Here is a 21,620-nt window from a genome sequence, read left to right on the forward strand (position 1 = left end):
GCTCTCACCTTGGGCTTGAAATCGTTGAGGGTTGCGACTATCAGTGAGATTCAATACTTCGAGGGCAATAACATGCCAACGACTGAAGAATCGATAATTGAAGCAGCCAGGCTGCGCGCCGCCTACCGGGGAGAAAACGAGGCGCTGGCTGCGGCTTCAGCGCTCGAAGCCCTGGCCGTGCTGAAAAAAACATTAAAGGGAGATAAGTACAAAGAGGCGCTCGAAAGGCTGTATATCGAGTATTCAACCTCTTGATCCGCCCGTGCCGCACTTGGCTGCGGCACATTGTTCGCCTATTGAGAGCGACTAAACTCCCCTCACCTCTGAATGGAGTTCCACACATGCGAACAAGCGCAGCCGTGTTAGTCCTTCTCGTTTTTGCTGTGCTGATGGTGGTTTCTTTTAACCTGAATGCTCGAAACAACCGACGCCGGAGAGAAGGTCTTTACGAAGCCTTTGAAACCACAATGCGACAGCATGGGGTCAGGTCGTTCGAAATCCTCAAAGAAAGCATTTCAATCGGAGACATCTACCGGTCATCGGAGCTGTACCGGGTAGTGCTAGATGATGCCGGGCACTACTTCCTTTACCTGCACGCCAGCGGCACAGAGCCAGTTTTCATGCCGCTGACCGAGGAGCGAGCACTGCAAGCTGCACAGGGTGGAGCAGGAATTCGGGTATAGAGGCATCGCAACCTGAATCTTCCTGCGCTCTACCTGGCCCTGCGCATCTCGCCGCGCGAAGAGTGCTCGTAGTTCAACGTCCGGCGCCACCTGGCTTCACTTGCTACCAGTACGTGACCATTCATCTCCCCTGGCGCCCGCTGCACTGGCGACTATCAGCGCCACTACACAAGCAAGCAACGAGAACACGGCAAAAGCCCCCATCACATGCAAGTAAGGCAGTAGGTTGTTCCACGCACGAGCTACCCCCAGGAAAGCGGCAAATAACCAACCGCTCATAGAGAGAGCGCCCAAGAGAGCAAGGCGAGTGCGGGCGGAGTTGTGTAACGAGACAAAGGGGGCCTTCTGCAGCAGCGGAAAACCGATCCGATGCAACAAGGCGCCATTGAGGCTAAGCAGCGCGACAACACTCACCTTGGCCCAGAGCTTTTGATTGAGCAGATACGCGCTCCCCTCATAGAGGTAACCCTGAAGCACCAGCAGCAAGCCACTTCCCCAAAGAGCCAATAACGCGAGCATGACAATTTTTTGAGTCTCGTCGAGATACTCACGCTGAAACTCACTCAACACATCCTTGCGCCAGCTCCATAGCTTTTGATCCGCCTGTAACACCCTCCCCAGAGCAATACAGGTGGCAATCAGATGACCATACACGAGTAGCATTTTGAGCATTACCTGGACCTTATTTTTATATGGGCAATGCACTCCCTCGCACCCTTGATTTGAAACTAAATGATACAGATTCATATTTGTATCAACAAGTTACATGCTCAGCCATCCATCTGGAAGCAGCACCTCAACTCGAGTGGATGAAATTTTGAAGGCCAGCCGCCGCATCAAACGATGTGGACACCGTCTCTGCTAAAATCCAGCCTGGCCCGCCCAGGTTTTATGCAGCTGCCAGAAACACAAAAGCCCAGCACTAGACTGGGCTTTTGGATGAGCGTGGATCGCTTATCAAATATCTATTCAAAGGATGAACACAATGAGCCGCACTAGCCATATCTGTCTGATGGCGACCTATAACGAGTGGATGAGCGCCAAGGTCTATGCAGCAGCCAAGGGCTTGTCCGATGAAGAGCTATCGGCAGACCGGAAAGCTTTTTTTGGCTCTATTCTCGGAACTCTGAACCACTTAGCAGTCGGAGATACGATCTGGCTGAAGCGATTTGCCAAGCACCCAACGAACCACTTGGCACTGGAGCCGGTGAGGCAGCTTCCTGATCCGAAAAGCCTCGATCAATGGTTGTTCTCTAATATTCGAGAGTTCTCAGCGTATCGAGAATGGCTCGACCGAATAATCATTAAATGGGCTCAATCCATTACGGAGTCCGATTTAGATGGCCCCTTCAATTATGCAAACATGAAGGGTGTAGTGTCCGATAAGGATTTTTACAGCCTGGTCATGCATTTTTTTAACCATCAGACCCATCATCGCGGCCAAGTTACAACTCTGCTTTCGCAGGCGGGTGTCGACGTAGGCGATACGGATCTAGTCGTTTTGATTCCATCCGAGTCACGCACTTAGCAAAACCGCAACATTAGACTGGGTCTTTTCACATCAGGACATGCGGAGTTTCAGGCCACCACCCCTATCAAAATCCGCATGTTCATTGTTCGCTCCCCTGCTTTTGATTTGCCTGCTGCATCTTTCTATGAGCATCAAAGCACAAGACCCGAAAAAAAGTGGAAAACTGCTTCACTGAGGCTTCCTTGCCCTCCTTTGTTTCCTCCACTGGATAAAGCTCAGCAGCAGAGAACATTGTCTTGGTCAGTCCTGTTTCATCTTTAACCGGATCGTAGTCGGCGATGAGCGACTTGGTCTCTTCAATGGGAAGCTCGTACTGCCTGCCATGCATTATGTAAGCTGCCGTCAAAGCAGGCTGCTCGCACCCGCCCGGCACCCCTGAAATCCTGATTGTTTCCGCTCCAGCATTCGAAGATAGAAGCATCAATGCCAAAGCTGGAACGCCTACTACTCCCACCAAAACCCGCATGATTCTTCCTCGCCCTGAAAGTGGGGACCGTAGTATTTATCTTTACTTGGATCGGATCACGATCGTAGATGCGAGCATGTCACCAAGCCGTTTTCGTGAGCCAAAGAAAATAAATATCCAGTCAAAAATGTTCAGAAACGGCGTGGTGATGTTGCGCATAAAAGATTGATAAAGATTGCAGTTAAGGTAGCTCTGCTCATCAATCACTGACATCCCCAGCAGCTTTTTACCCAAGCTTTGACCGTTCGGCATTGCATCGGAAAACAGGTAATACGCCACACCTGAGCCTAAAGCCAGAATGCCGACCACGCTTGGCGGTAAACCAACAAACTCGGCTGCTAGCCCTACGGCGTAGAACAGAAAGAGGGTGGTTATAGAGTCAATCATTTGTCCTCCCCACCGACGTCCCAGTCCAGCCAGGTTATTGGGCTTCTGATACTTGCTTTGAGTGCTGCTGATTTCCATGCGTTGTCACTCCGTTGGTATATGGATACAGGAGTATCGGCACCACGTTAGCAACATTGAATTACGTCATTTCACAAAGCGTTGCTCGCCTAATCTCCACCACAGCATCTACTTGCTAGCCGATCCATCCGCCGATTGGGCTGAGGTATGTAACGGCTCTGGCCGCGTTCGAAGCCGCCATCCTGGAGCTGTCGAACTGGGTCAATCAGCGCGAATCGGCCGATGTCGCGGAAAACGTGCGCGGTGCTCTGGACAGATGACAGAGACAAACTGACTAGCCTGCTTCCCCCGCGATCATGCTGAAGATCTACCTCTTCTCCCTGCCACTCTGAGCCAAAAGCTAACGCCACACCTTCGCCGCCCATGACCAGGTACGGCCATGAATCCGCGCTCCGCGTTGATATGTTTATTTTCACACTGTTGATTTGTGAAATATTTTATGTCATTTATACCCTCGCAAATTATCAGGACAGTCCACTTCGCCAGATCGGACGGCAGACCCCGTACCCCCCAAAAGCCCATCCAAGGAGTCAACAATATGAACAAGACAGAACTTCTAGGTGCCCTGGCACTGTGCGCCGCAAGCTTGCTGGCACACGCCGACGACGACAGCCTGCGTATCGGCATCGAAGCCGCCTACCCGCCCTTCTCCTTCAAGACGCCGGAGGGCAATGTCAGTGGTTTCGATTACGACATCGGCAACGCTCTGTGCGCAGAGATGAAGGTCAAATGCGAATGGGTCATCCAGGAATTCGACGGCATGATCCCGTCGCTGAAAGTGCGCAAGATCGATGCGGTACTGTCGTCGATGTCGATCACTGAAGACCGTATGAAGTCGGTCGACTTCAGCAAAAAGTACTACCACACGCCGGGCAAGTTCGCGATGAAGACCGGCAACGTGATCAACGACCCGCTGGTCGATCTCAAAGGCAAGAAAGTCGGCGTGCAACGCGCCTCGACCTACGACCGTTTCGCCACCGAGCAGCTGGCGCAAGTCGGCGTCGAAGTGGTGCGCTACTCCTCACAAAATGAAGCCTTCCTCGATCTGGCATCAGGTCGCCTGGACGCCACGCTCGCCGACATCGTCAACACCGATGAGAGCTTTATCAAAACGCCAATAGGTAAAGGTTTCGCTCTGGTGGGGCCGGACATCAACGACCCGAAATACTTCGGCAAAGGCGCCGGGATCGCGGTGCGCAAAGGCGACAGTGCGAACGTTGCACGCCTGAGTGCCGCCATTGACGCCATCCGCGCCAATGGCACGTACCAGCAAGTGATGGCCAAGTACTTCGCCTTCAATATCTACGGCGAATAAGCCGTTACCCGAAACCCTGGCGCCGGCCTTTGCGGGTGCCATTTTTGGCTTGTCTCGCGCGCTTCCCGGCGCTCGCTTGAGGAACTTCATCATGCTTCACGGCTACGGATCGAGCATTCTCGATGGCGCCTGGCTGACCATTCATCTGGCCCTGACCTCCATGACCATGGCGATTGCCCTGGGCCTGATCGGCGCCGCCTTTCGTTTGTCGCCGTTTAAATGGCTGGCGCTACTGGGCGAAGGTTATACAACGCTGATTCGCGGTATTCCTGACCTGGTGTTGATCCTGCTGATCTTCTACGGCGGCCAGGATCTGGTGAACCGCATTGCCCTCGCACTCGGTTACACCCGCTACATCGACATCAACCCCTTTATCGCCGGCGTCTGCACCATGGGCTTCATTTTCGGTGCCTATCTCTCGGAGACCTTTCGCGGTGCCTTTATGGCGATCCCTAAAGGTCAGGGCGAGGCCGGCGTGGCTTATGGGATGAGTGGCGCGCAGGTGTTCTGGCGGATTCTGGTGCCGCAGATGATTCGTTTCGCCATTCCGGGGTTCACCAACAACTGGTTGGTGCTGACCAAATCCACCGCGCTGATCTCGGTGATCGGTTTGCAGGACATGATGTTCAAAGCCAAAAACGCAGCGGACGCAACCCATGAGCCGTTCACGTTTTTCCTCGCGGTGGCCGCGCTCTACCTGATGCTGACCAGCGTGTCATTGCTGGTGCTGCGCTATCTGGAAAAACACTACTCGGTCGGCGTCAAAGCCGCCGAACTGTGACTGGGAGCACACCCATGATTCTCGACTACAACCTGATCTGGGAAAACCTGCCGCTGTACTTCAATGGCGCCTTGTTGACCCTCAAAGTCCTGCTGATTTCCCTGGCCGTTGGCCTGGTGTTGGCGATTCCTTTGGCGCTGATGCGTGTATCCCGATCGCCGCTGATCAACTTCCCGGCCTGGCTCTACACCTACGTGATACGCGGCACCCCGATGCTGGTGCAATTGTTCCTGATCTACTACGGCTTGGCGCAATTCGAAGCGGTACGCCAAAGCGCGCTCTGGCCTTACCTGTCCAGCGCCACCTTTTGTGCTTGCCTGGCCTTCGCGATCAACACCAGCGCCTATAGCGCGGAACTGCTGGCCGGCAGTTTGAAGGCCACGGCCCACGGCGAGATCGAAGCCGCCAAGGCCATGGGCATGTCGCGCTTTGCCTTGTACCGCCGCATCCTCCTGCCGTCGGCCTTGCGCCGGGCGCTGCCGCAATACAGCAACGAAGTGTTGATGATGCTGCAGACCACCAGCCTGGCGTCGATCGTCACCCTGGTCGACATCACCGGAGCCGCTCGTACGGTCAGTTCGCGGTTCTATCTGCCATTCGAGGCGTTCATCACCGCCGGCCTTATCTACCTGGCCCTGACCTTCATCCTGGTTCGTCTGTTCAAGCTGGCCGAGCGCCGCTGGCTGGCCTATCTGGCACCGCGCAAGCACTAAGGAGTTTTATGAAGCACATTCAATACCGCTTGCCGTGGAGCGCCTCGGGCACAGAACGACGGCTGTCGCTGTTTCGTTTTGGCAGCGGGCCGCGCAAGGCCTACATCCAGGCCTCCCTGCATGCCGACGAGCTGCCGGGGATGCGCGTCGCCGTCGAACTCAAGCGCCGTCTGCATGAACTCGAAGAACAAGGCCGCTTGACCGGGGTGATCGAACTGGTGCCGATGGCCAATCCGATCGGCATCGCCCAGATGTTCCAGGCCACCCATCAAGGTCGCTTCGAATTCTCCAGCGGAAAGAACTTCAATCGTGATTTTCCGGAGCTGGCCGAAGCCGTGGCGCCGATGCTGGAAGGTCAACTGGGAGACGATCCAGACATCAACATCGCGCTGATCCGTCGCGCCATGAGCGATGTCCTCACCGACATGCCGGCCCCGACATCGGAACTCGATGGCCTGCGCCGCCTGTTACTGCAACATGCCTGCGATGCCGATGTGGTGCTGGACCTGCACTGCGACTTCGAGTCGATCATGCTGCTGTATGCCATGCCGCAAAACTGGCCACGCTTGCGCTCATTGGCCGCGCGCCTGGGCGCTGGCGTTGCCCTGCTGGCCGAGGCCGCGGGAGGCAACGCCTTCGATGAAGCCTGCGCAATCCCTTGGCTGCACCTGGCCGAACGCTTTCCTGAAGCCAATATTCCGCTGGCGTGTGTGGCCACCACGATCGAATTGCGCGGCATGGCTGACACCGAACGCGAGCAATGCGTCGAGAGCGCGCAGGCCATTCTCGGCTATCTCGCCGAGCAAGGCCTGATCAGCGGTGACTGGCCTGCCGCGCCACCCAGCCGTTGTGAAGCGACACCCTTCGCCGGTACGCAGTACGCCTATGCGCCGCACCCGGGGGTGGTGAGTTATCTGCAACCGTTGGGTGCCCGCGTCAAGGTCGGCGATCCGCTGTTCGAAGTCATCGATCCGCTGACCGATCACCACAGCGTGGTGCATGCCAGCACCGACGGCATCCTCTATGCCCGTGAACGCCTTCGCTTTGCCCAGCCCGGTTTGTGGCTGGCCAAAGTGGCCGGCCGTACCCCTATTCGCCAAGGCCGTTTGCTCAGCGACTGATTCCGGAGAGTTGAAACCATGTACAAACTTGAAATTCAGGATCTTCACAAAAGCTACGGCAGCCACGAAGTGCTCAAGGGCGTGTCCCTGGAGGCGAAGGCCGGTGACGTCATCAGCATCATCGGCTCCAGCGGTTCCGGCAAAAGCACCTTCCTGCGTTGCATCAACCTGCTGGAGCAGCCCAACGCCGGCAACATCGTGCTCAATGGCGAACAGCTCAAACTGGTGACCAACAAACTCGGCGGGCTCAAGGCTGCCGAGCCCAAACAGTTACAACGCATGCGTTCGCGGCTATCGATGGTGTTTCAGCACTTCAACCTCTGGTCGCACATGAGCGCCCTTGAAAACGTCATGGAGGCTCCGGTGCATGTGCTGGGCATGAACAAGAAAGAAGCGCGGGAAAAGGCCGAGCATTACCTGAACAAAGTCGGCGTGGCGCACCGCATGGACGCCTGGCCGGCCCATATGTCGGGAGGTGAACAACAGCGTGTGGCGATTGCCCGGGCACTGGCCATGGAGCCGGAAGTGATGCTGTTCGATGAACCGACCTCAGCCCTCGACCCCGAGCTGGTCGGCGAAGTGCTTAAAGTCATGCAGGACCTCGCACTCGAAGGCCGCACCATGGTGGTCGTGACCCACGAAATGGGCTTTGCCCGCGAGGTTTCGAACCAGCTGGTGTTCCTGCACAAGGGCCTGGTTGAAGAGCGCGGCAACCCGCGTGAAGTGCTGGTCAAGCCACAGTCCGAGCGGCTTCGGCAGTTTCTGGCCGGCAGCTTGAAATAGTCCTGCCCGCCCGCTCACCGCCCCCGGGTTCAGCACTGCACACCAAAGGGCGGCTTCGGATACACTCCAGCCAACTTATGCCCGCGCGCAAAACCCTGTGGGAGCGAGGCTTGCCCGCGAAGAACGATAACGCGCAATGCCTGATAAACCGCGGTGTTCGCTTCGCGGGCAAGCCCGCTCCTACAGGTTATGCGCACGCCCCCAGCCCATCTCCAACCCTCAGGAACTGTAGAGCCGGACATGCCGACCCCTTCGAAAAACACCACGGTCTATGCCGCGCCGGTGATGCGCAAACTGGCGGAAATCGTTTCCGATCTACAGCCTTCACTGCGCAAAGTGGCGGATTTTATCCTGCGTCACCCGCTAAGGGCCGCGACGCTGACTATTGAAGAAATGGCTCATGAAACAGCCACCTCGCCCGCCGCGGTCAATCGTTTGGCCAAAGCGCTGAACCTGGGTGGCTACACCGGCATGAAGGCCGAACTGGTCGCGACGTTGCAGCAAATGGTGTCGCCAGTCGACAAACTGCGCAACGAACTGGCGCATCGTCCTGACGGCGCATTTGGCCTGCATGAGCAACTCCAGAGCGCCACCAGCAACCTCGCCACGGCAGCCACCAACAACCATGCCGACACCTTTGAAGCGTTCGTCACCCGCCTGATCGAAGCGCGCAAAATTTACATCCTGGGCTTTGGTAACAGCGTCTACTTCGCCGGCCTCGCCGCCTCGACGCTGATGCCCTTCTGTGCGGACGCCACCGCCATTAGCATGGAGGGCGGCAACGAAAACGCCGCTTACCGCCTGGCCGCCATCACCGATCAGGATGTGTTGCTGGCGATCTCCCTGCCGCGCTATTCCCTCGACACCCTGCAACTCGCACGTTTCGCCAATGAGCGCGGCGCCTCAGTGCTGGCGATCACCGACTCACCCGCATCGCCGCTCACCAGCATTGCCGAACATGTGCTGTTTGCCCCCGCCGACCATCCGGTAATGACCAGCTCCAACATCGCCGTGCTCGCCTTGATCGAAGGATTGGTGGCGGGCGTGATGGCGCGCAATAAAGAAGCCGTCAAACTGGCGACCGAACTGACTGAAAGTGTGATGTCTTATTTGCATATTCCTGCCAGTGGTAAATCGCCGAAGAAGTGATGGCTGACGAGGGGTAGTTCTCCCTGGTGGCCGATACTCTTGGGCTAGCAACTGAAGGCAGGTTACTCAATGCTGAAGAAACAGCTGGAAAGCAAAGTAGCGACTGCCGCTGAAATTGAGCGCTCCATCCAAGCCCTGAACAAAATGGCAGAACGCCTTTGAGGTGATGGCCGGGAAGCTGAGGCGAAAACCCTGCTTGATGCCTTGGACGCACTAAACCGGGCGCTTGATCGGATCAGGATTGGAGAGAGTCGAAGGACTTCGACTCTTCATTAAGACGCATGAGTCAATCAGCGGTTGAGATGAGGGCTGGGCGAATAACCCAGTTGGGATCGACGCTAACGAACAGCAAGCAAGTCGGCGAGCCCACAGACGGGCGGGTCCGAAAAAGATCTTACCCATAGATGTTTAGCTGCGCGTTTAAGTACACCCGGTGTTACTTCATCGAGGCTACAACGCCTTGCGTCGTTGCCTACGCCTGCGCCAGAATCCGCCGGCTTGTGCGCTTTGGGTACAGGTTTTATTGTTTCCTGGTCACTGAAAAACAGTGATCGGGTTTGGTAGCCCGTACATGAGATTTGCACAGCATCACCATTCGCGGCGTTTTTTCGTCTCGGCTTTATGGTGGTCATGCACAGGGCACCTTCGGGTGCGCCGGTCTCCTCATGTCCCGGTCTACCAACCTGCGCATGGCCGCCACCCATCGTTTGGTAGCGAGGTTGGATGGCTCCTTACTTATGGCATGAGGAGTTTTATCTATGTTCAAACCTACACCCAATCCGCCGATCACAGACCCGACATCCCCCTACGAATCCCTCGATTCAAAAAAGCTCCACGAAGCCGCCGAGCTCGCCCTCGACCACTACCTCAACCCGGCCGCTCAGATCATGGCCTCCACCAACGAACCCGAGCCCATGTACCTCGCCAACCCGAAGTACAACACCGAATCCCTACTGGCCAACGCCAGCGAAACACTCGGCTCGGCTACCGTCATGCTCAACAATTTCGCGGCGCTGCTGGAAACCTCACATCGCAAGACCCTGCTGGGCATTGCGCAAGTGGTCATGCTCGGTGAACTGGCGGTGAACCAGGCACTGGATCACGTCGAATTGAAGGAGTAATCGTCGTGCCCTGTGGCGAGGGCGCATACCATCGCCACAGGGAATATTCTCAAAATCAGCGTCGCCCCGATCCGTATACAGACACTCTGCACCCGTAGAGTTACATGTCGGGTCGGACCTACCTATGCAAGCAGCGGGCTAGCGATGTATTTTTGGCCAATGACCCTACATCGCAGTCTCATTTACGCATCGATACTCCTATGCACCGCTTGCGCAAAAACAGCAAGTATCCCGCCAGCCGACCTGACACTGTCGTCTTTTGGGCCTGGACCAAATAATCTTTACACAATCATTTTCACGTCAAATATCGATTTATTGAACGCCTTCAACACCTACGAAAACGCCAACCAATTAACGCCGATGTTGACCTGTTCTCTAGATAATGACTTGGACTTCTCGGTGGACCATTCCATCAACGTAAAAGCAGAGGGACGAGTGACCTCAGAGAGAAAAAACGAAACCAACCATACCTTTCTAGCAGATCTTGTTTTTTATCATACCAATCGGGATGGAACCCAACTTGATCTAAATAGCTATGACGTAATCAACCCACTCATTGCAGCCCAAACATCAATTCCTTGCAAGGTCCGCATAACGGCGTATGGGTACAAAGCCTATTACACCAACACCTTATTAATCCCATCTGGAGAAAGCGCTGTTGGAACGGATCGGCGCCGAGAAGCGGTCGCTGATTGTGTCGAAGGCGCTGGCTGACGCACTTGAAGTGCTGGGTGAACGCCACGACTTCGAGGAGTGACAGGAGACGGCGTCGACATTCCCGATCAACCTTGCCTCAGCCACCACTGAAGAGCCCGCCCGCTTCGCCAGCATGTCGCGACCTGAAATCATTGTTAAGGAAAAGTGGTCGCGACAGCTTGAGGATTTCGCCAAGACCGGCATAGAACCTTAATGCTTACGCTGCACAAACGTGATTCAAAATGGATCGTCAGGGAATGGGCCGACGAATGCCGCGCGAGCGTTCTCGTAAGATCTAAGCTCAGAAGTCCATTCAGCAAATGGCTTCAATTGGGTATTTAGTTCAGCAAAAGAGATTGCTTTTTTGGAATTCAAAACTCGGATCAATCGCTGAATTTCGTAATCGCTTTGGTCAAAGTTGTTCCAGAGTATTAAAGCATCGACTGCCAGCTTCACATGATCAATATCAGGCACCTCACGGGCATTTACGTCCAGTGAGTCGCGCAAAAAGCGATTGAGCAGTTCGATTGCGTCATCTGCGTCTTTGTCCGTTACTTGTTCCACTGCTGACTCCTCTGGCTTCGACCTTTCACCTGTAATACCCCAAGCCAAACCAAATTGCCACCACCCCACGCTGCGCATCCGGTCACGGAGGGCGGCGCCTGAGCCGACTACGAGCGGGGCTTATTTCAGCTTGAGTTCTATTTTGAATAGAGTCTCAACCTCCTCAGCAAGGTTCAATGCTCTTTCCACGCACTCCGTTAAATCTTCTCTCGCTTTAGCCTCGGATCGTTTTGCAACGGCATGAAAATCTCCTAGGACATCTGCGTCGAGGGGCACCGGATCATTAACACACATTCTGGAGTAATCGCGCTGCATATCCAAACGGTGATGTAAATCCTCAACTTGAAAACACTCATCGTAAAAACTCAGCAATTTTTTGGAAAGTGCTGCGCTGACGTACAGGTGAGAGTTTTGAAAGCTAAATTCGAAGGGAATCAGCTCAATCTGCTGCGTGGACCAATGATGAGTCACAAAAAGGTTACGAACTTCATAGAATGCTTGATGCAACTCCCTTTGATATTGATGGACTGCGAGATTATTTGCCCGCTTTGCCTGAGCTGCTGACCGCCAAGAGAAAACAGCCGCAACGACGGATACCAAAAAAGCAAGTCCGGCTATTAAATTTGCCCACATTGGCGCATCCACTACTGCCCCCTCCCTCCGGCCCAATTCCGGGTCGAACACAAAGACACCCACTTTGACGAATCGCGCGAATCGAAAGCGCATCTCTACGGCGCGCCGGGCGCCTTCGTTTCATCAATCTGCAAATGCCGGGCTCCACACCCATTGCATGTGAAGACTTGCGCGTCGATGCCCTTGTCGTAATGCATATCGACCTCAGTGCCATGGCCGAATTTTTGGCAAACGAATTTCACGGTCATTGCTGTAACTCCAGCATCAGGTGAGACCTCATGTTAGTCCGGAATCGAAGAGGTAAAGCATCAATCACTCCACCGCTCGGGCATGACCCGGCATAGGACGCCCCATGCCCACAGAAAACACACCGGCTGATCCATTCGGCCCGAACGGTCGCACCTTCCACATTCACTTGAGCGTTCGCGGTGCGCTGCGGGACGTCAGTAAGCGCCAGCTCAAAGGCATGTTCCGCTTCGAAGGTGGCCGTGAGTGCACCGCAGACGAGGCGAAAGATCACCTGCTTGAGGCGCTGGCCCAAGGGAAAGAAGTTCTGCCGTTCGGGCCCGTGCGAGGGTTTCGATTTCGCCGGCGGCGGCTGCCCAGGCCATGACAATCCGCCGACGCTGAATGCCCATAATCTGGTATCGATGGAGAGTGCAGGATGATCAGTCCTGCTTTTTGTTCCATTATTCCATTCGTTTAACCGGGTCAGAAACAGCTTCGCCGCATTGGTCAGCGTATTTGTTTAGGAGGATCGAATAGTTCGCAGCGTCATTATCGATATCTTTCATCATCGACTTGATTGCCATTTCTGTTCTGGCGCGAGTCAGCTTCTCGCTGGTGAGAGCTTTCGAGTAATCCAAGGCACTATCCGCGGCTTTGCTACTCCGCTCAGCTAATTCCGGTTTCTGAGCCTCAAGAATTTTTGCTGAAATCACATAGAACCCGGCGCACTCAGCCAGCTGAGAGCATGACCGCACTCGAAAAGCGCTACCCGCGAGTCGTTCACCAAGAAGCTGAAGCGGATCTGCCAGAGGCTGGACGAGGCATCGACCCGCACTATCGCTCACAAAGACTTCTTCAGCAAAGCAGCAACGTCCCAGATAGGCAAAAAGCTCAGAACCGACAACACTCGAACGATAGGAAAAGCGTTGCTTAATCGCCAACCCGGAAACGCTATCGTGCACGCGAACGAGACTGCTCATTACTAGCAAGGAATCAAATAGACACCCACCCGCTGTACGCTCTGCTGGCGGGGCAATTTTTTCGGTGGGGTAAAAGGTGGGGTAAATTCATAAATGAAAAAGGCCGGCGCTTTCACTGCCGACCTAAGTCATTGAAAAATATGGTCGGGACGGAGTGATTCGAACACTCGACCCCTAGCACCCCATGCTAGTGCGCTACCGGACTGCGCTACGCCCCGACTAGGCGTTGATTTTGTCCCTCATCTCGAGGAACGCTCAAGAATATATCGCAAGCTTTTGAAAACTGGAAGTATTTAAAAGCAGGAATTTATTTTTTGAGTACCACCAGAACATCTTCGAGCTCGGCGATCATCTGGCGGATCATTTGTTTGTATTGGGTGGTGTCGTCTTTGGCCTCATCGCCGGACAAACGCAAGCGTGCGCCGCCGATGGTAAACCCCTGATCGTAAAGAAGCGCGCGGATCTGCCGGATCATCAGCACGTCCTGGCGCTGATAATACCGGCGGTTTCCGCGGCGTTTGACGGGGTTGAGTTGAGGAAACTCCTGCTCCCAGTAGCGCAGTACGTGCGGTTTTACGGCACATAGCTCGCTGACTTCACCAATGGTGAAGTAGCGTTTGCCCGGGATGACGGGTAGTTCGTCGTTATGACTTGGTTCCAGCATAAGCCTCAACTCGGGCCTTCAACTTCTGCCCTGGACGAAAGGTGACCACACGGCGAGCCGTGATCGGGATTTCTTCTCCCGTTTTCGGATTGCGGCCAGGCCGCTGGCGTTTGTCCCGAAGGTCGAAATTGCCGAAACCGGACAATTTGACTTGTTCGTTGTCTTCAAGAGCGTGCCTGATTTCTTCAAAAAACAGTTCGACCAATTCCTTGGCCTCCCGCTTGTTCAGGCCCAGCTCTTCATACAGACGTTCCGCCATCTCAGCTTTCGTCAAAGCCCCCATACGTCACTTCCTTAACGTGGCGTTCAACCTTTGTTCGAGCGAGGTGAGGATGTTTTGCGTCGTGGTATTCACCTCATCGTCATTAAGAGTGCGCGATGGATGCTGCCAGGTCAAGCCAACTGCAAGGCTTTTTCTATGCGGATCAATACCTTTACCCTGATACACGTCAAATAGCCTGAGGTCTGTCAGCCATTCACCTGCATTTTCACGGATTACGTCCAGTACGGCAGCGGCCGCAACGTCTTTGTCCGCCAGCAGTGCAAGGTCACGACGCACTTCAGGAAAGCGCGATAACTCCTGGAATTTAGGCATTTTGCCCAACGCCACTTCGGCCAGAACCAGCTCGAATACGAAGACCGGACGGTCGAGACCGAGGGTTTTCGACAATTCAGGGTGGATCGCGCCAACGAAACCTACCAAACGGCCTTCACGTTCGATGCGCGCGGTTTGACCCGGGTGCAATGCCGGGTGTTTGCCCGGCACGAACGTGAACGAGTCCAGTGCGCCGGCGAAGCCCAGTACCGCTTCCACATCGGCTTTGACGTCGAAGAAATCCACGACATCGCGACCTTGTGCCCAGCCTTCCGGCAGACGGCTACCGCACACCACACCCGCCAGCATCGGCTCTTGCTTCAGGCCTTCCAGCTGACCGACGAAGCGCAGGCCGCTTTCGAACAGGCGGACGCGATCTTGTTGACGGTTCAGGTTGTGCTGAAGCGCCTTGACCAGGCCAGGCCACAGGGACGAACGCATGGCAGCCATGTCGTTGGAAATCGGATTGGCCAGCAGCAGCGGCTCGACACCCGGATTAAACAACTCGAACTGTTTCGGATCGATGAAGCTGTAAGTAATCGCTTCCTGATAACCACGAGCCACCAGCAGACGACGCAGCTCAGGCAGATCGCTGCGCGCTTCAGCCTTGGCTTGCGGCGCCAGACGGGCTTGCGGGTAGCGAACCGGCAGACGGTTGTAACCGTACAGACGGGCCAGCTCTTCGATCAGGTCGACTTCCAGGCTGATATCGAAACGGAAGCTTGGCACTTCAACGCGCCACTGCCCTGCCCCATCGGCAGAAATGGTCAGGCCCAAGGCGCTGAGCAGACGCTCGACTTCGGCCGAATCCATTTCCATGCCCAGCATTTGGGTGATGCGCTGGGCACGCAGAGTGATCGGTGCGATCGACGGCAGGTGCTGTTCGCTAACGGTCTCGATGATCGGACCCGCTTCGCCACCGGTGATTTCCAGCAGCAGGCCAGTGGCGCGCTCCATGGCTTCACGGGCCAGCTTCCAGTCCACGCCACGCTCGTAGCGGTGCGAGGCATCGGTGTGCAGGCCGTAGGAACGAGCCTTGCCAGCGACGGCAATCTGGTCGAAGAACGCGCTTTCCAGGAAAATATCGCGAGTGATCGCGGTGTTGACGCCGCTATGCTCGCCACCCATGACGCCGGCGATAGCCAAGGCGCGGGTGTGGTCGGCGATCACCAGCGTATCGCTACGCAGGCTGACTTCCTGACCGTCGAGAAGCACCAGCTTCTCGCCATCTTCGGCCATGCGCACGCGGATGCCGCCATTGATTTCTGCGAGATCGAATGCGTGCAGCGGTTGACCCAGTTCCAGCATCACGTAGTTGGTGATGTCGACGGCGGCGTCGATGCTGCGCACGTCGGCGCGACGCAGGCGCTCAACCATCCACAGCGGCGTAGGCTTGGACAGGTCAACGTTACGGATCACGCGACCCAGGTAACGCGGGCAAGCATTTGGCGCCAGCACTTCAATCGAGCGCGCTTCGTCGTGCACGGCAGGAACGCTGGCAATTGCCGGACGCACCACCGGGGCGGCGTAAAGCGCACCGACTTCGCGGGCCAGACCGGCCAGGGACAGGCAGTCGCCGCGGTTCGGGGTCAGGTCGACCTCGATGCTGGCGTCTTCCAGGTTCAGGTATTCACGAATGTCCTGACCGACCGGCGCATCGGCCGGCAATTCCATCAGGCCATCGTTGCCTTCGCCAATTTGCAGCTCGGCCTGGGAACACAGCATGCCGTTGGATTCAACGCCACGCAGCTTGGCTTTCTTGATTTTGAAGTCGCCCGGCAGTTCGGCACCGATCATGGCGAACGGGATCTTCAGGCCCGGGCGCACGTTTGGCGCGCCGCACACAACCTGGAAGGTCTCCGTGCCACTGCTGACCTGGCAAACGCGCAGCTTGTCGGCGTCCGGGTGCTGCTCGGTGCTCAGCACCTCGCCCACCACCACGCCACTGAATTCACCGGCGGCCGGCGTAACGCTATCGACCTCAAGACCGGCCATCGACAGACGAGCAACCAGCTCGTCGCGATTTACCTGCGGGCTTACCCAGCCACGCAGCCATTGTTCACTGAATTTCATCCTGCTCTCCTAAGAATTCGTTACGACTAGCGAAATTGCGCGAGGAACCGCAAGTCGTTGTCGAAGAACAGACGCAAGTCGTTCACGCCGTAACGCAGCATGGCCAGACGCTCAACGCCCATGCCGAAGGCAAAGCCCGAAAACTCTTCCGGGTCGATCCCGGACATGCGCAGCACGTTCGGGTGAACCATGCCGCAGCCCATGACTTCCAGCCAGCCAGTCTGCTTGCAGACACGGCAGCCTTTACCGCTGCACATCACGCATTCCATGTCGACTTCAGCGGATGGCTCGGTGAACGGGAAGTACGAAGGGCGGAAACGCACGGCCAGTTCTTTTTCGAAGAACACGCGCAGGAACTCTTCGATGGTCCCTTTCAGGTCGGCGAAGTTGATATCGCGGTCGACCAGCAGGCCTTCGACCTGGTGGAACATCGGCGAGTGAGTGATATCGGAGTCGCTACGGTACACACGGCCTGGGCAGACGATGCGGATCGGCGGCTGTTTCGATTCCATGGTGCGGACCTGTACCGGCGAGGTATGGGTGCGCAGCAACATGTTGGCATTGAAATAGAAGGTGTCATGCATCGACCGGGCCGGGTGATGGCCTGGGATGTTGAGCGCTTCGAAGTTGTGATAATCGTCTTCGACCTCAGGGCCTTCGGCAATGCCGTAGCCGATATGGGTGAAGAACTGCTCGATACGTTCCAGAGTGCGAGTAACCGGATGCAGACCACCGGAGGTCTGGCCACGGCCAGGCAGGGTCACGTCAATGGACTCGGCAGACAGTTTGGCGGCCAGGTCGGCCTCTTCAAACAGTGCCTTGCGGGCATTGAGAACCTCTGTGACACGCTCCTTGGCAACGTTGATCAGCGCGCCGACTTGCGGACGCTCTTCTGCCGGCAAATTCCCCAGGGTCTTCATCACCTGAGTCAATTCGCCCTTTTTGCCAAGGTAGTGAACCCGGATTTGCTCCAGGGCATTGATATCTTCAGCGCTTTGCACAGCCTCTAGTGCTTGAGAGACGAGCGCATCCAGGTTTTCCATGTACAGACTCCAGATACAAAATAGGGGAAGAGCTTGAAGGCTCTTCCCCTATTTATGACGTTTAACACCTGGCCCCACAGAGGTGAGGCCGGGTGACTGTCGGGGGTACTTAAGCCAAGGTGGCTTTAGCTTTCTCGACAATCGCAGCAAACGCCGCTTTTTCGTTCACTGCCAGATCAGCCAGAACCTTACGGTCGATCTCGATGGACGCTTTTTTCAGGCCGGCGATGAAACGGCTGTAGGACAGACCGTTGATACGTGCACCAGCGTTGATACGAGCGATCCACAGAGCGCGGAACTGACGTTTTTTCTGACGACGGTCACGGTAGGCGTATTGGCCTGCCTTGATTACCGCTTGCTTGGCAACACGGAATACGCGCGAGCGAGCGCCGTAGTAGCCTTTAGCAAGTTTCAGAATTTTTTTGTGACGTTTACGGGCAATGACGCCACGCTTTACACGAGCCATGAGTTACTTCCTCTATTCTTGACTAAAATTAACGAAGGCGCAGCATGCGCTCGACTTTTGCCACGTCAGACGGATGCAGCAAGCTGCTACCGCGCAGTTGACGCTTACGCTTGGTCGACATTTTAGTCAGGATGTGGCTCTTGAAAGCGTGCTTGTGCTTGATACCGTTAGCAGTTTTCAAAAACCGCTTAGCAGCACCACTTTTAGTTTTCATTTTTGGCATGTTCGGATACTCCGCATTCAGTTGATAAACATAATCAGAAGGCCTGCCGTGCCCTATTGATTACTTCTTCTTTTTCGGGGCGATGACCATGATCAGCTGGCGTCCTTCCATCTTAGGATGCTGTTCGACCGAACCGTACTCGAGCAAGTCACCTTCAACTCGCTTGAGGAGTTCCATCCCCAGCTCCTGGTGGGCCATCTCACGGCCGCGGAATCGCAAGGATACCTTGGCCCTGTCCCCATCACTCAGGAAACGTACCAGGTTGCGCAGTTTTACCTGGTAATCCCCTTCCTCCGTCCCTGGACGAAACTTGATTTCTTTAACCTGAATCTGCTTCTGGTTTTTCTTGGCCGCGGCAATCTGCTTCTTCTTCTCGAAGATCGATTTGCCGTAGTCCATCAGTTTGCAAACAGGGGGTACTGCATCGGCGGAAATTTCCACCAAATCCAGTTTGGCCTCTTCAGCCTTAAGAAGCGCGTCTTCAATTGACACAATCCCAAGCTGTTCACCTTCAGCCCCAATTAACCGAACCTCGCGTGCCGAGATATTCTCGTTGATCGGGGCTTTCGGTGCAGCTCGTTTATCTTGTCTCATTTCACGCTTAATAGTAATTACTCCGAATCTGGGCGACCACGCCGGGAAACCGCTTGCGCGAGAAACTCAGCGAACTGGGCGACGGGCATCGAGCCCAGGTCAGCACCTTCACGAGTACGCACAGCGACAGTCTGCATCTCGACTTCCCGATCTCCGATAACCAAGAGATAGGGAACCTTGAGCAAAGTATGCTCGCGGATTTTAAAGCCGATCTTTTCATTTCTCAAGTCAGACTTGGCACGAAATCCGCTTTCATTGAGGGTTTTTTCAACCTCAGCGGCAAAATCAGCCTGTTTATCAGTGATATTCATGATCACTGCCTGGGTCGGAGCCAGCCACGCGGGGAATGCACCCTCGTAGTGCTCGATCAGGATTCCGACGAAACGTTCGAAGGAGCCCAGGATCGCCCGGTGCAACATAACCGGGTGCTTGCGACTGTTGTCTTCGGAGACGTATTCGGCTCCCAGACGGACAGGCAGATTAAAATCGAGCTGAAGGGTACCACATTGCCAGACACGGCCGAGGCAATCTTTCAGCGAAAACTCGATCTTCGGACCGTAGAACGCACCTTCGCCTGGTTGCAGATCGTACGGCAAGCCAGCGCTATCAAGGGCTGCAGCCAGTGCCGCTTCGGCGCGATCCCACAGCTCGTCGGAACCGACGCGTTTTTCCGGACGAGTGGACAGCTTCATCTCGACGTCTTTGAAGCCAAAGTCGGCGTAAACGTCCATGGTCAGCTTGATGAACGCTGCGGACTCGGCCTGCATCTGCTCTTCAGTACAGAAGATGTGAGCATCGTCCTGAGTGAAGGCACGAACGCGCATGATGCCGTGCAGTGCACCCGACGGCTCGTTACGGTGGCAGGCACCGAACTCGGCCAGGCGCATCGGCAGCTCGCGGTAGCTTTTCAGGCCCTGATTGAACACCTGCACGTGGCACGGGCAGTTCATCGGCTTGATGGCGTAGTCGCGGTTTTCCGACTGAGTGGTGAACATGTTGTCGGCGTAGTTGGCCCAGTGCCCGGATTTCTCCCACAGGCTGCGATCAACGACTTGCGGAGTCTTGATCTCCAGATAACCGTTGTCGCGCTGAACCTTGCGCATGTATTGCTCGAGCACCTGGTACAGAGTCCAGCCATTCGGGTGCCAGAACACCATGCCCGGCGACTCTTCCTGGGTGTGGAACAGGCCCAGACGCTTGCCGATCTTGCGGTGATCGCGCTTTTCAGCTTCTTCGATGCGCTGGATGTAAGCCGCCAGCTGCTTCTTGTCCGCCCATGCGGTGCCGTAAACGCGCTGCAATTGCTCGTTCTTGGCATCGCCACGCCAGTAGGCGCCGGACAGCTTGGTCAGCTTGAAGGATTTCAGGAAGCGCGTGTTCGGCACGTGCGGACCGCGGCACATGTCGACGTATTCTTCGTGATAGTACAGGCCCATGGCCTGCTCGTTCGGCATGTCTTCGACCAGACGCAGCTTGTAGTCTTCGCCGCGGGCCTTGAACACTTCGATCACTTCGGCGCGCGGAGTGACTTTCTTGATCACGTCGTAATCTTTCTCGATCAGCTGCTGCATGCGCTGTTCGATGGCGGCCAGGTCGTCCGGGGTGAAAGGACGCTCGAAGGCGATGTCGTAATAGAAGCCTTCGTCGATGACCGGACCGATGACCATCTTGGCCGTCGGGTACAGCTGCTTGACCGCGTGGCCAACCAGGTGGGCGCAAGAGTGGCGAATGATCTCCAGCCCCTCTTCATCCTTTGGCGTAATGATTTGCAGCGAAGAATCGCTGTCGATGATGTCGCTGGCGTCGACCAGCTTGCCATCGACTTTGCCGGCCACGGTGGCCTTGGCCAGACCGGCACCGATGGATGCGGCGACCTCGGCTACGGAAACTGGGTGATCGAATGAACGTTGACTGCCGTCGGGAAGAGTAATAGTTGGCATGGCGCCTCCTCTCCTAGTGGTGACCCCTACCAAAGGTCACGTGGGTTGGGATGAGCCAGTACAAGATCCGATCCAGGCCATTCAATAACGAACGCCTGCCTTACAGCGGCAGGAGCCTTGCGGCCAACCGGAAAACCGAACCAGAGTGACTGGGATTCAAATCAGGGTTATTCGAGCCTCTGCCGCTACCGGGACTGAAGGTCATCCGGAGCCTGCAAACGCCCGAGCGAGGCATGCTAGCACAGATGAACGGTCGTCGCGGTGGCAAGGTTTTCTGCTGGGGCAAATCAGGCATTTTTATGCCAGAGTGCTGAACTTGAACCCTGCTTTACCCCTCAGATAACAAGACATTGACCCAAAAGGAGCATCTCAGCATGCGTCTGAATCGTTTATTCGCCATCGTTGCACCCGTCGTCCTGTTGCTGCCGCTGGCTGCCCATGCCGATTGGCCAAAGGGCGAGCGCGAGAAGTACATGGCTCAGTGCACTCAGGCGGCCACTCCGCAGATCGGCGCTGCGGCAGCCAAATCACACTGCGCATGTGGCGCTGATGCGATCAAATCGTACCCGGCCAGCGACATTCAGGCCCTGATGGATAACAAGGCCAGCCCGGAACTGCAACAGAAAGCGCTGGGTCAGATCGCTAAATGCAAGGCCAATGGACCGGCGAAAAAGTGAGTAAAAAGTCCTTTTGACTCGGCTCACCGCCGATAAAAAGTGATGAAATTTAGCTTTTTCGTACGATTTATGCAGGTTTTTCAGCTTTTTTTATTGTCTTTACTTTCGGCCGAAAG

Annotated in this window: 27 protein-coding genes, 1 tRNA gene and 1 pseudogene; 13 read left to right on the plus strand and 16 right to left on the minus strand. The window is 55.7% G+C overall.

Annotation, left to right across the window (positions count from 1 at the left end; translation table 11 throughout):
* Positions 1-9: 9 nt before the first annotated feature.
* Both PSH65_RS20175 and PSH65_RS20180 read left to right on the plus strand, forming a co-directional pair.
* Complete coding sequence (locus PSH65_RS20175) at positions 10-255, plus strand: hypothetical protein (protein WP_305422026.1); 246 nt, start codon at positions 10-12, stop codon at positions 253-255.
* 86 nt (positions 256-341) lie between these two features.
* A complete protein-coding gene (locus tag PSH65_RS20180; protein WP_305422027.1) occupies positions 342-683 on the plus strand; it encodes a hypothetical protein in 342 nt (113 codons plus the stop codon).
* 96 nt (positions 684-779) lie between these two features.
* Here the strand turns inward: PSH65_RS20180 and PSH65_RS20185 are convergent, their stop codons facing one another.
* Positions 780-1,355 (minus strand): hypothetical protein, encoded by a 576-nt coding sequence (locus PSH65_RS20185; RefSeq protein ID WP_305422029.1) that lies wholly within the window; start codon positions 1,353-1,355, stop codon positions 780-782.
* A 313-nt stretch (positions 1,356-1,668) separates the two neighbouring features.
* On the opposite strand from PSH65_RS20185, the gene PSH65_RS20190 reads away from it, so the two are divergent.
* Positions 1,669-2,211: a DinB family protein gene (locus PSH65_RS20190; protein ID WP_305422031.1), complete on the plus strand. Its 543-nt coding sequence runs from the start codon at positions 1,669-1,671 to the stop codon at positions 2,209-2,211.
* Positions 2,212-2,293: 82 nt separating this feature from the next.
* On the opposite strand, the gene PSH65_RS20195 is transcribed toward PSH65_RS20190, so the two are convergent.
* Positions 2,294-2,680 (minus strand): hypothetical protein, encoded by a 387-nt coding sequence (locus tag PSH65_RS20195; RefSeq protein ID WP_305422032.1) that lies wholly within the window; start codon positions 2,678-2,680, stop codon positions 2,294-2,296.
* A gap of 42 nt (positions 2,681-2,722) precedes the next feature.
* Positions 2,723-3,145 carry an RDD family protein gene (locus PSH65_RS20200; RefSeq protein WP_305422033.1) on the minus strand — a complete coding sequence of 141 codons (423 nt, stop codon included), beginning with the start codon at positions 3,143-3,145 and terminating at the stop codon, positions 2,723-2,725.
* A gap of 538 nt (positions 3,146-3,683) precedes the next feature.
* Here PSH65_RS20200 and PSH65_RS20205 point away from each other — a divergent pair.
* The 8 genes and pseudogenes from PSH65_RS20205 (at position 3,684) to PSH65_RS20240 (ending at position 10,128) form a co-directional block, all read left to right on the plus strand.
* On the plus strand, positions 3,684-4,460 hold the full coding sequence (locus PSH65_RS20205) for an ABC transporter substrate-binding protein (RefSeq protein WP_305422034.1): 777 nt from the start codon (positions 3,684-3,686) through the stop codon (positions 4,458-4,460).
* 91 nt (positions 4,461-4,551) lie between these two features.
* Positions 4,552-5,241 carry an ABC transporter permease gene (locus tag PSH65_RS20210; protein WP_305422035.1) on the plus strand — a complete coding sequence of 230 codons (690 nt, stop codon included), beginning with the start codon at positions 4,552-4,554 and terminating at the stop codon, positions 5,239-5,241.
* Between the two features lie 14 nt (positions 5,242-5,255).
* Complete coding sequence (locus PSH65_RS20215; protein ID WP_305422037.1) at positions 5,256-5,954, plus strand: ABC transporter permease; 699 nt, start codon at positions 5,256-5,258, stop codon at positions 5,952-5,954.
* Positions 5,955-5,962: 8 nt separating this feature from the next.
* Complete coding sequence (locus PSH65_RS20220) at positions 5,963-7,075, plus strand: succinylglutamate desuccinylase/aspartoacylase family protein (protein WP_305422039.1); 1,113 nt, start codon at positions 5,963-5,965, stop codon at positions 7,073-7,075.
* 18 nt (positions 7,076-7,093) lie between these two features.
* The gene (locus PSH65_RS20225; protein ID WP_305422041.1) at positions 7,094-7,858 is read left to right on the plus strand and encodes an ABC transporter ATP-binding protein; all 765 of its coding nucleotides are present in this window, start codon (positions 7,094-7,096) and stop codon (positions 7,856-7,858) included.
* 240 nt (positions 7,859-8,098) lie between these two features.
* Entirely contained in the window at positions 8,099-9,007 is a 909-nt protein-coding gene (locus PSH65_RS20230; RefSeq protein ID WP_305422042.1) for a MurR/RpiR family transcriptional regulator, read from the plus strand.
* Positions 9,008-9,076: 69 nt separating this feature from the next.
* A pseudogene (locus PSH65_RS20235) lies at positions 9,077-9,283 on the plus strand (hypothetical protein).
* Positions 9,284-9,765: 482 nt separating this feature from the next.
* Positions 9,766-10,128, plus strand: coding sequence for a hypothetical protein (locus PSH65_RS20240; protein ID WP_305422043.1), 363 nt, complete (start codon positions 9,766-9,768; stop codon positions 10,126-10,128).
* 933 nt (positions 10,129-11,061) lie between these two features.
* Here the strand turns inward: PSH65_RS20240 and PSH65_RS20245 are convergent.
* The 3 genes from PSH65_RS20245 to PSH65_RS20255 all read right to left on the minus strand — a co-directional run bounded on the left by PSH65_RS20245 (position 11,062) and on the right by PSH65_RS20255 (position 12,269).
* Positions 11,062-11,388, minus strand: coding sequence for a hypothetical protein (locus PSH65_RS20245; protein WP_305422044.1), 327 nt, complete (start codon positions 11,386-11,388; stop codon positions 11,062-11,064).
* Positions 11,389-11,508: 120 nt separating this feature from the next.
* Positions 11,509-12,033, minus strand: a complete 525-nt coding sequence (locus PSH65_RS20250) for a hypothetical protein (RefSeq protein ID WP_305422045.1) — start codon at positions 12,031-12,033, stop codon at positions 11,509-11,511.
* A gap of 83 nt (positions 12,034-12,116) precedes the next feature.
* A complete protein-coding gene (locus PSH65_RS20255; RefSeq protein WP_305422046.1) occupies positions 12,117-12,269 on the minus strand; it encodes a hypothetical protein in 153 nt (50 codons plus the stop codon).
* Between the two features lie 104 nt (positions 12,270-12,373).
* Between PSH65_RS20255 and PSH65_RS20260 the strand changes: the two genes are divergently transcribed.
* Positions 12,374-12,634: a hypothetical protein gene (locus PSH65_RS20260; RefSeq protein ID WP_305422047.1), complete on the plus strand. Its 261-nt coding sequence runs from the start codon at positions 12,374-12,376 to the stop codon at positions 12,632-12,634.
* A gap of 76 nt (positions 12,635-12,710) precedes the next feature.
* Here the strand turns inward: PSH65_RS20260 and PSH65_RS20265 are convergent, their stop codons facing one another.
* From PSH65_RS20265 to thrS, 10 genes are all read right to left on the minus strand, one after another.
* On the minus strand, positions 12,711-13,229 hold the full coding sequence (locus PSH65_RS20265) for a hypothetical protein (protein ID WP_305422048.1): 519 nt from the start codon (positions 13,227-13,229) through the stop codon (positions 12,711-12,713).
* 141 nt (positions 13,230-13,370) lie between these two features.
* Positions 13,371-13,447 (minus strand) — tRNA-Pro (locus PSH65_RS20270).
* Positions 13,448-13,536: 89 nt separating this feature from the next.
* Entirely contained in the window at positions 13,537-13,893 is a 357-nt protein-coding gene (locus PSH65_RS20275) for a MerR family transcriptional regulator (RefSeq protein ID WP_003179985.1), read from the minus strand.
* Entirely contained in the window at positions 13,874-14,176 is a 303-nt protein-coding gene (ihfA, locus tag PSH65_RS20280) for an integration host factor subunit alpha (RefSeq protein ID WP_002553164.1), read from the minus strand. The genes PSH65_RS20275 and ihfA overlap by 20 nt, the downstream gene beginning before the upstream one ends.
* 3 nt (positions 14,177-14,179) lie before the next feature.
* Positions 14,180-16,561, minus strand: a complete 2,382-nt coding sequence (pheT, locus tag PSH65_RS20285) for a phenylalanine--tRNA ligase subunit beta (RefSeq protein WP_305422049.1) — start codon at positions 16,559-16,561, stop codon at positions 14,180-14,182.
* 26 nt (positions 16,562-16,587) lie between these two features.
* Positions 16,588-17,604 (minus strand): phenylalanine--tRNA ligase subunit alpha, encoded by a 1,017-nt coding sequence (gene pheS, locus PSH65_RS20290; protein WP_007905876.1) that lies wholly within the window; start codon positions 17,602-17,604, stop codon positions 16,588-16,590.
* 109 nt (positions 17,605-17,713) lie between these two features.
* Positions 17,714-18,070: a 50S ribosomal protein L20 gene (gene rplT, locus PSH65_RS20295; protein WP_007905879.1), complete on the minus strand. Its 357-nt coding sequence runs from the start codon at positions 18,068-18,070 to the stop codon at positions 17,714-17,716.
* Between the two features lie 28 nt (positions 18,071-18,098).
* On the minus strand, positions 18,099-18,293 hold the full coding sequence (gene rpmI, locus PSH65_RS20300) for a 50S ribosomal protein L35 (protein WP_002553160.1): 195 nt from the start codon (positions 18,291-18,293) through the stop codon (positions 18,099-18,101).
* A gap of 60 nt (positions 18,294-18,353) precedes the next feature.
* A complete protein-coding gene (gene infC, locus PSH65_RS20305) occupies positions 18,354-18,905 on the minus strand; it encodes a translation initiation factor IF-3 (RefSeq protein ID WP_169857083.1) in 552 nt (183 codons plus the stop codon).
* The gene (gene thrS, locus PSH65_RS20310; protein WP_123498780.1) at positions 18,905-20,827 is read right to left on the minus strand and encodes a threonine--tRNA ligase; all 1,923 of its coding nucleotides are present in this window, start codon (positions 20,825-20,827) and stop codon (positions 18,905-18,907) included. Before thrS ends, infC begins: the two co-directional genes overlap by 1 nt.
* Positions 20,828-21,201: 374 nt before the next feature.
* On the opposite strand from thrS, the gene PSH65_RS20315 reads away from it, so the two are divergent.
* Positions 21,202-21,504 (plus strand): hypothetical protein, encoded by a 303-nt coding sequence (locus tag PSH65_RS20315; RefSeq protein WP_305422050.1) that lies wholly within the window; start codon positions 21,202-21,204, stop codon positions 21,502-21,504.
* Positions 21,505-21,620: the final 116 nt, after the last annotated feature.

Origin of the sequence: Pseudomonas sp. FP603, from assembly GCF_030687415.1 — a bacterium.
GTDB classification, from domain to species: Bacteria; Pseudomonadota; Gammaproteobacteria; order Pseudomonadales; family Pseudomonadaceae; genus Aquipseudomonas; species Aquipseudomonas wuhanensis.

Coding starts and splice junctions, on each gene's coding strand:
- PSH65_RS20180 (WP_305422027.1), top strand. CDS start 342: ATGCGAACAAGCGCAGCCGTGTTAGTCCTTCTCGTTTTTGCTGTGCTG.
- PSH65_RS20185 (WP_305422029.1), bottom strand. CDS start 1,355: ATGCTCAAAATGCTACTCGTGTATGGTCATCTGATTGCCACCTGTATT.
- PSH65_RS20190 (WP_305422031.1), top strand. CDS start 1,669: ATGAGCCGCACTAGCCATATCTGTCTGATGGCGACCTATAACGAGTGG.
- PSH65_RS20195 (WP_305422032.1), bottom strand. CDS start 2,680: ATGCGGGTTTTGGTGGGAGTAGTAGGCGTTCCAGCTTTGGCATTGATG.
- PSH65_RS20200 (WP_305422033.1), bottom strand. CDS start 3,145: ATGGAAATCAGCAGCACTCAAAGCAAGTATCAGAAGCCCAATAACCTG.
- PSH65_RS20205 (WP_305422034.1), top strand. CDS start 3,684: ATGAACAAGACAGAACTTCTAGGTGCCCTGGCACTGTGCGCCGCAAGC.
- PSH65_RS20210 (WP_305422035.1), top strand. CDS start 4,552: ATGCTTCACGGCTACGGATCGAGCATTCTCGATGGCGCCTGGCTGACC.
- PSH65_RS20215 (WP_305422037.1), top strand. CDS start 5,256: ATGATTCTCGACTACAACCTGATCTGGGAAAACCTGCCGCTGTACTTC.
- PSH65_RS20220 (WP_305422039.1), top strand. CDS start 5,963: ATGAAGCACATTCAATACCGCTTGCCGTGGAGCGCCTCGGGCACAGAA.
- PSH65_RS20225 (WP_305422041.1), top strand. CDS start 7,094: ATGTACAAACTTGAAATTCAGGATCTTCACAAAAGCTACGGCAGCCAC.
- PSH65_RS20230 (WP_305422042.1), top strand. CDS start 8,099: ATGCCGACCCCTTCGAAAAACACCACGGTCTATGCCGCGCCGGTGATG.
- PSH65_RS20240 (WP_305422043.1), top strand. CDS start 9,766: ATGTTCAAACCTACACCCAATCCGCCGATCACAGACCCGACATCCCCC.
- PSH65_RS20255 (WP_305422046.1), bottom strand. CDS start 12,269: ATGACCGTGAAATTCGTTTGCCAAAAATTCGGCCATGGCACTGAGGTC.
- PSH65_RS20260 (WP_305422047.1), top strand. CDS start 12,374: ATGCCCACAGAAAACACACCGGCTGATCCATTCGGCCCGAACGGTCGC.
- PSH65_RS20265 (WP_305422048.1), bottom strand. CDS start 13,229: ATGAGCAGTCTCGTTCGCGTGCACGATAGCGTTTCCGGGTTGGCGATT.
- PSH65_RS20275 (WP_003179985.1), bottom strand. CDS start 13,893: ATGCTGGAACCAAGTCATAACGACGAACTACCCGTCATCCCGGGCAAA.
- ihfA (WP_002553164.1), bottom strand. CDS start 14,176: ATGGGGGCTTTGACGAAAGCTGAGATGGCGGAACGTCTGTATGAAGAG.
- pheT (WP_305422049.1), bottom strand. CDS start 16,561: ATGAAATTCAGTGAACAATGGCTGCGTGGCTGGGTAAGCCCGCAGGTA.
- pheS (WP_007905876.1), bottom strand. CDS start 17,604: ATGGAAAACCTGGATGCGCTCGTCTCTCAAGCACTAGAGGCTGTGCAA.
- rplT (WP_007905879.1), bottom strand. CDS start 18,070: ATGGCTCGTGTAAAGCGTGGCGTCATTGCCCGTAAACGTCACAAAAAA.
- rpmI (WP_002553160.1), bottom strand. CDS start 18,293: ATGCCAAAAATGAAAACTAAAAGTGGTGCTGCTAAGCGGTTTTTGAAA.
- thrS (WP_123498780.1), bottom strand. CDS start 20,827: ATGCCAACTATTACTCTTCCCGACGGCAGTCAACGTTCATTCGATCAC.
- PSH65_RS20315 (WP_305422050.1), top strand. CDS start 21,202: ATGCGTCTGAATCGTTTATTCGCCATCGTTGCACCCGTCGTCCTGTTG.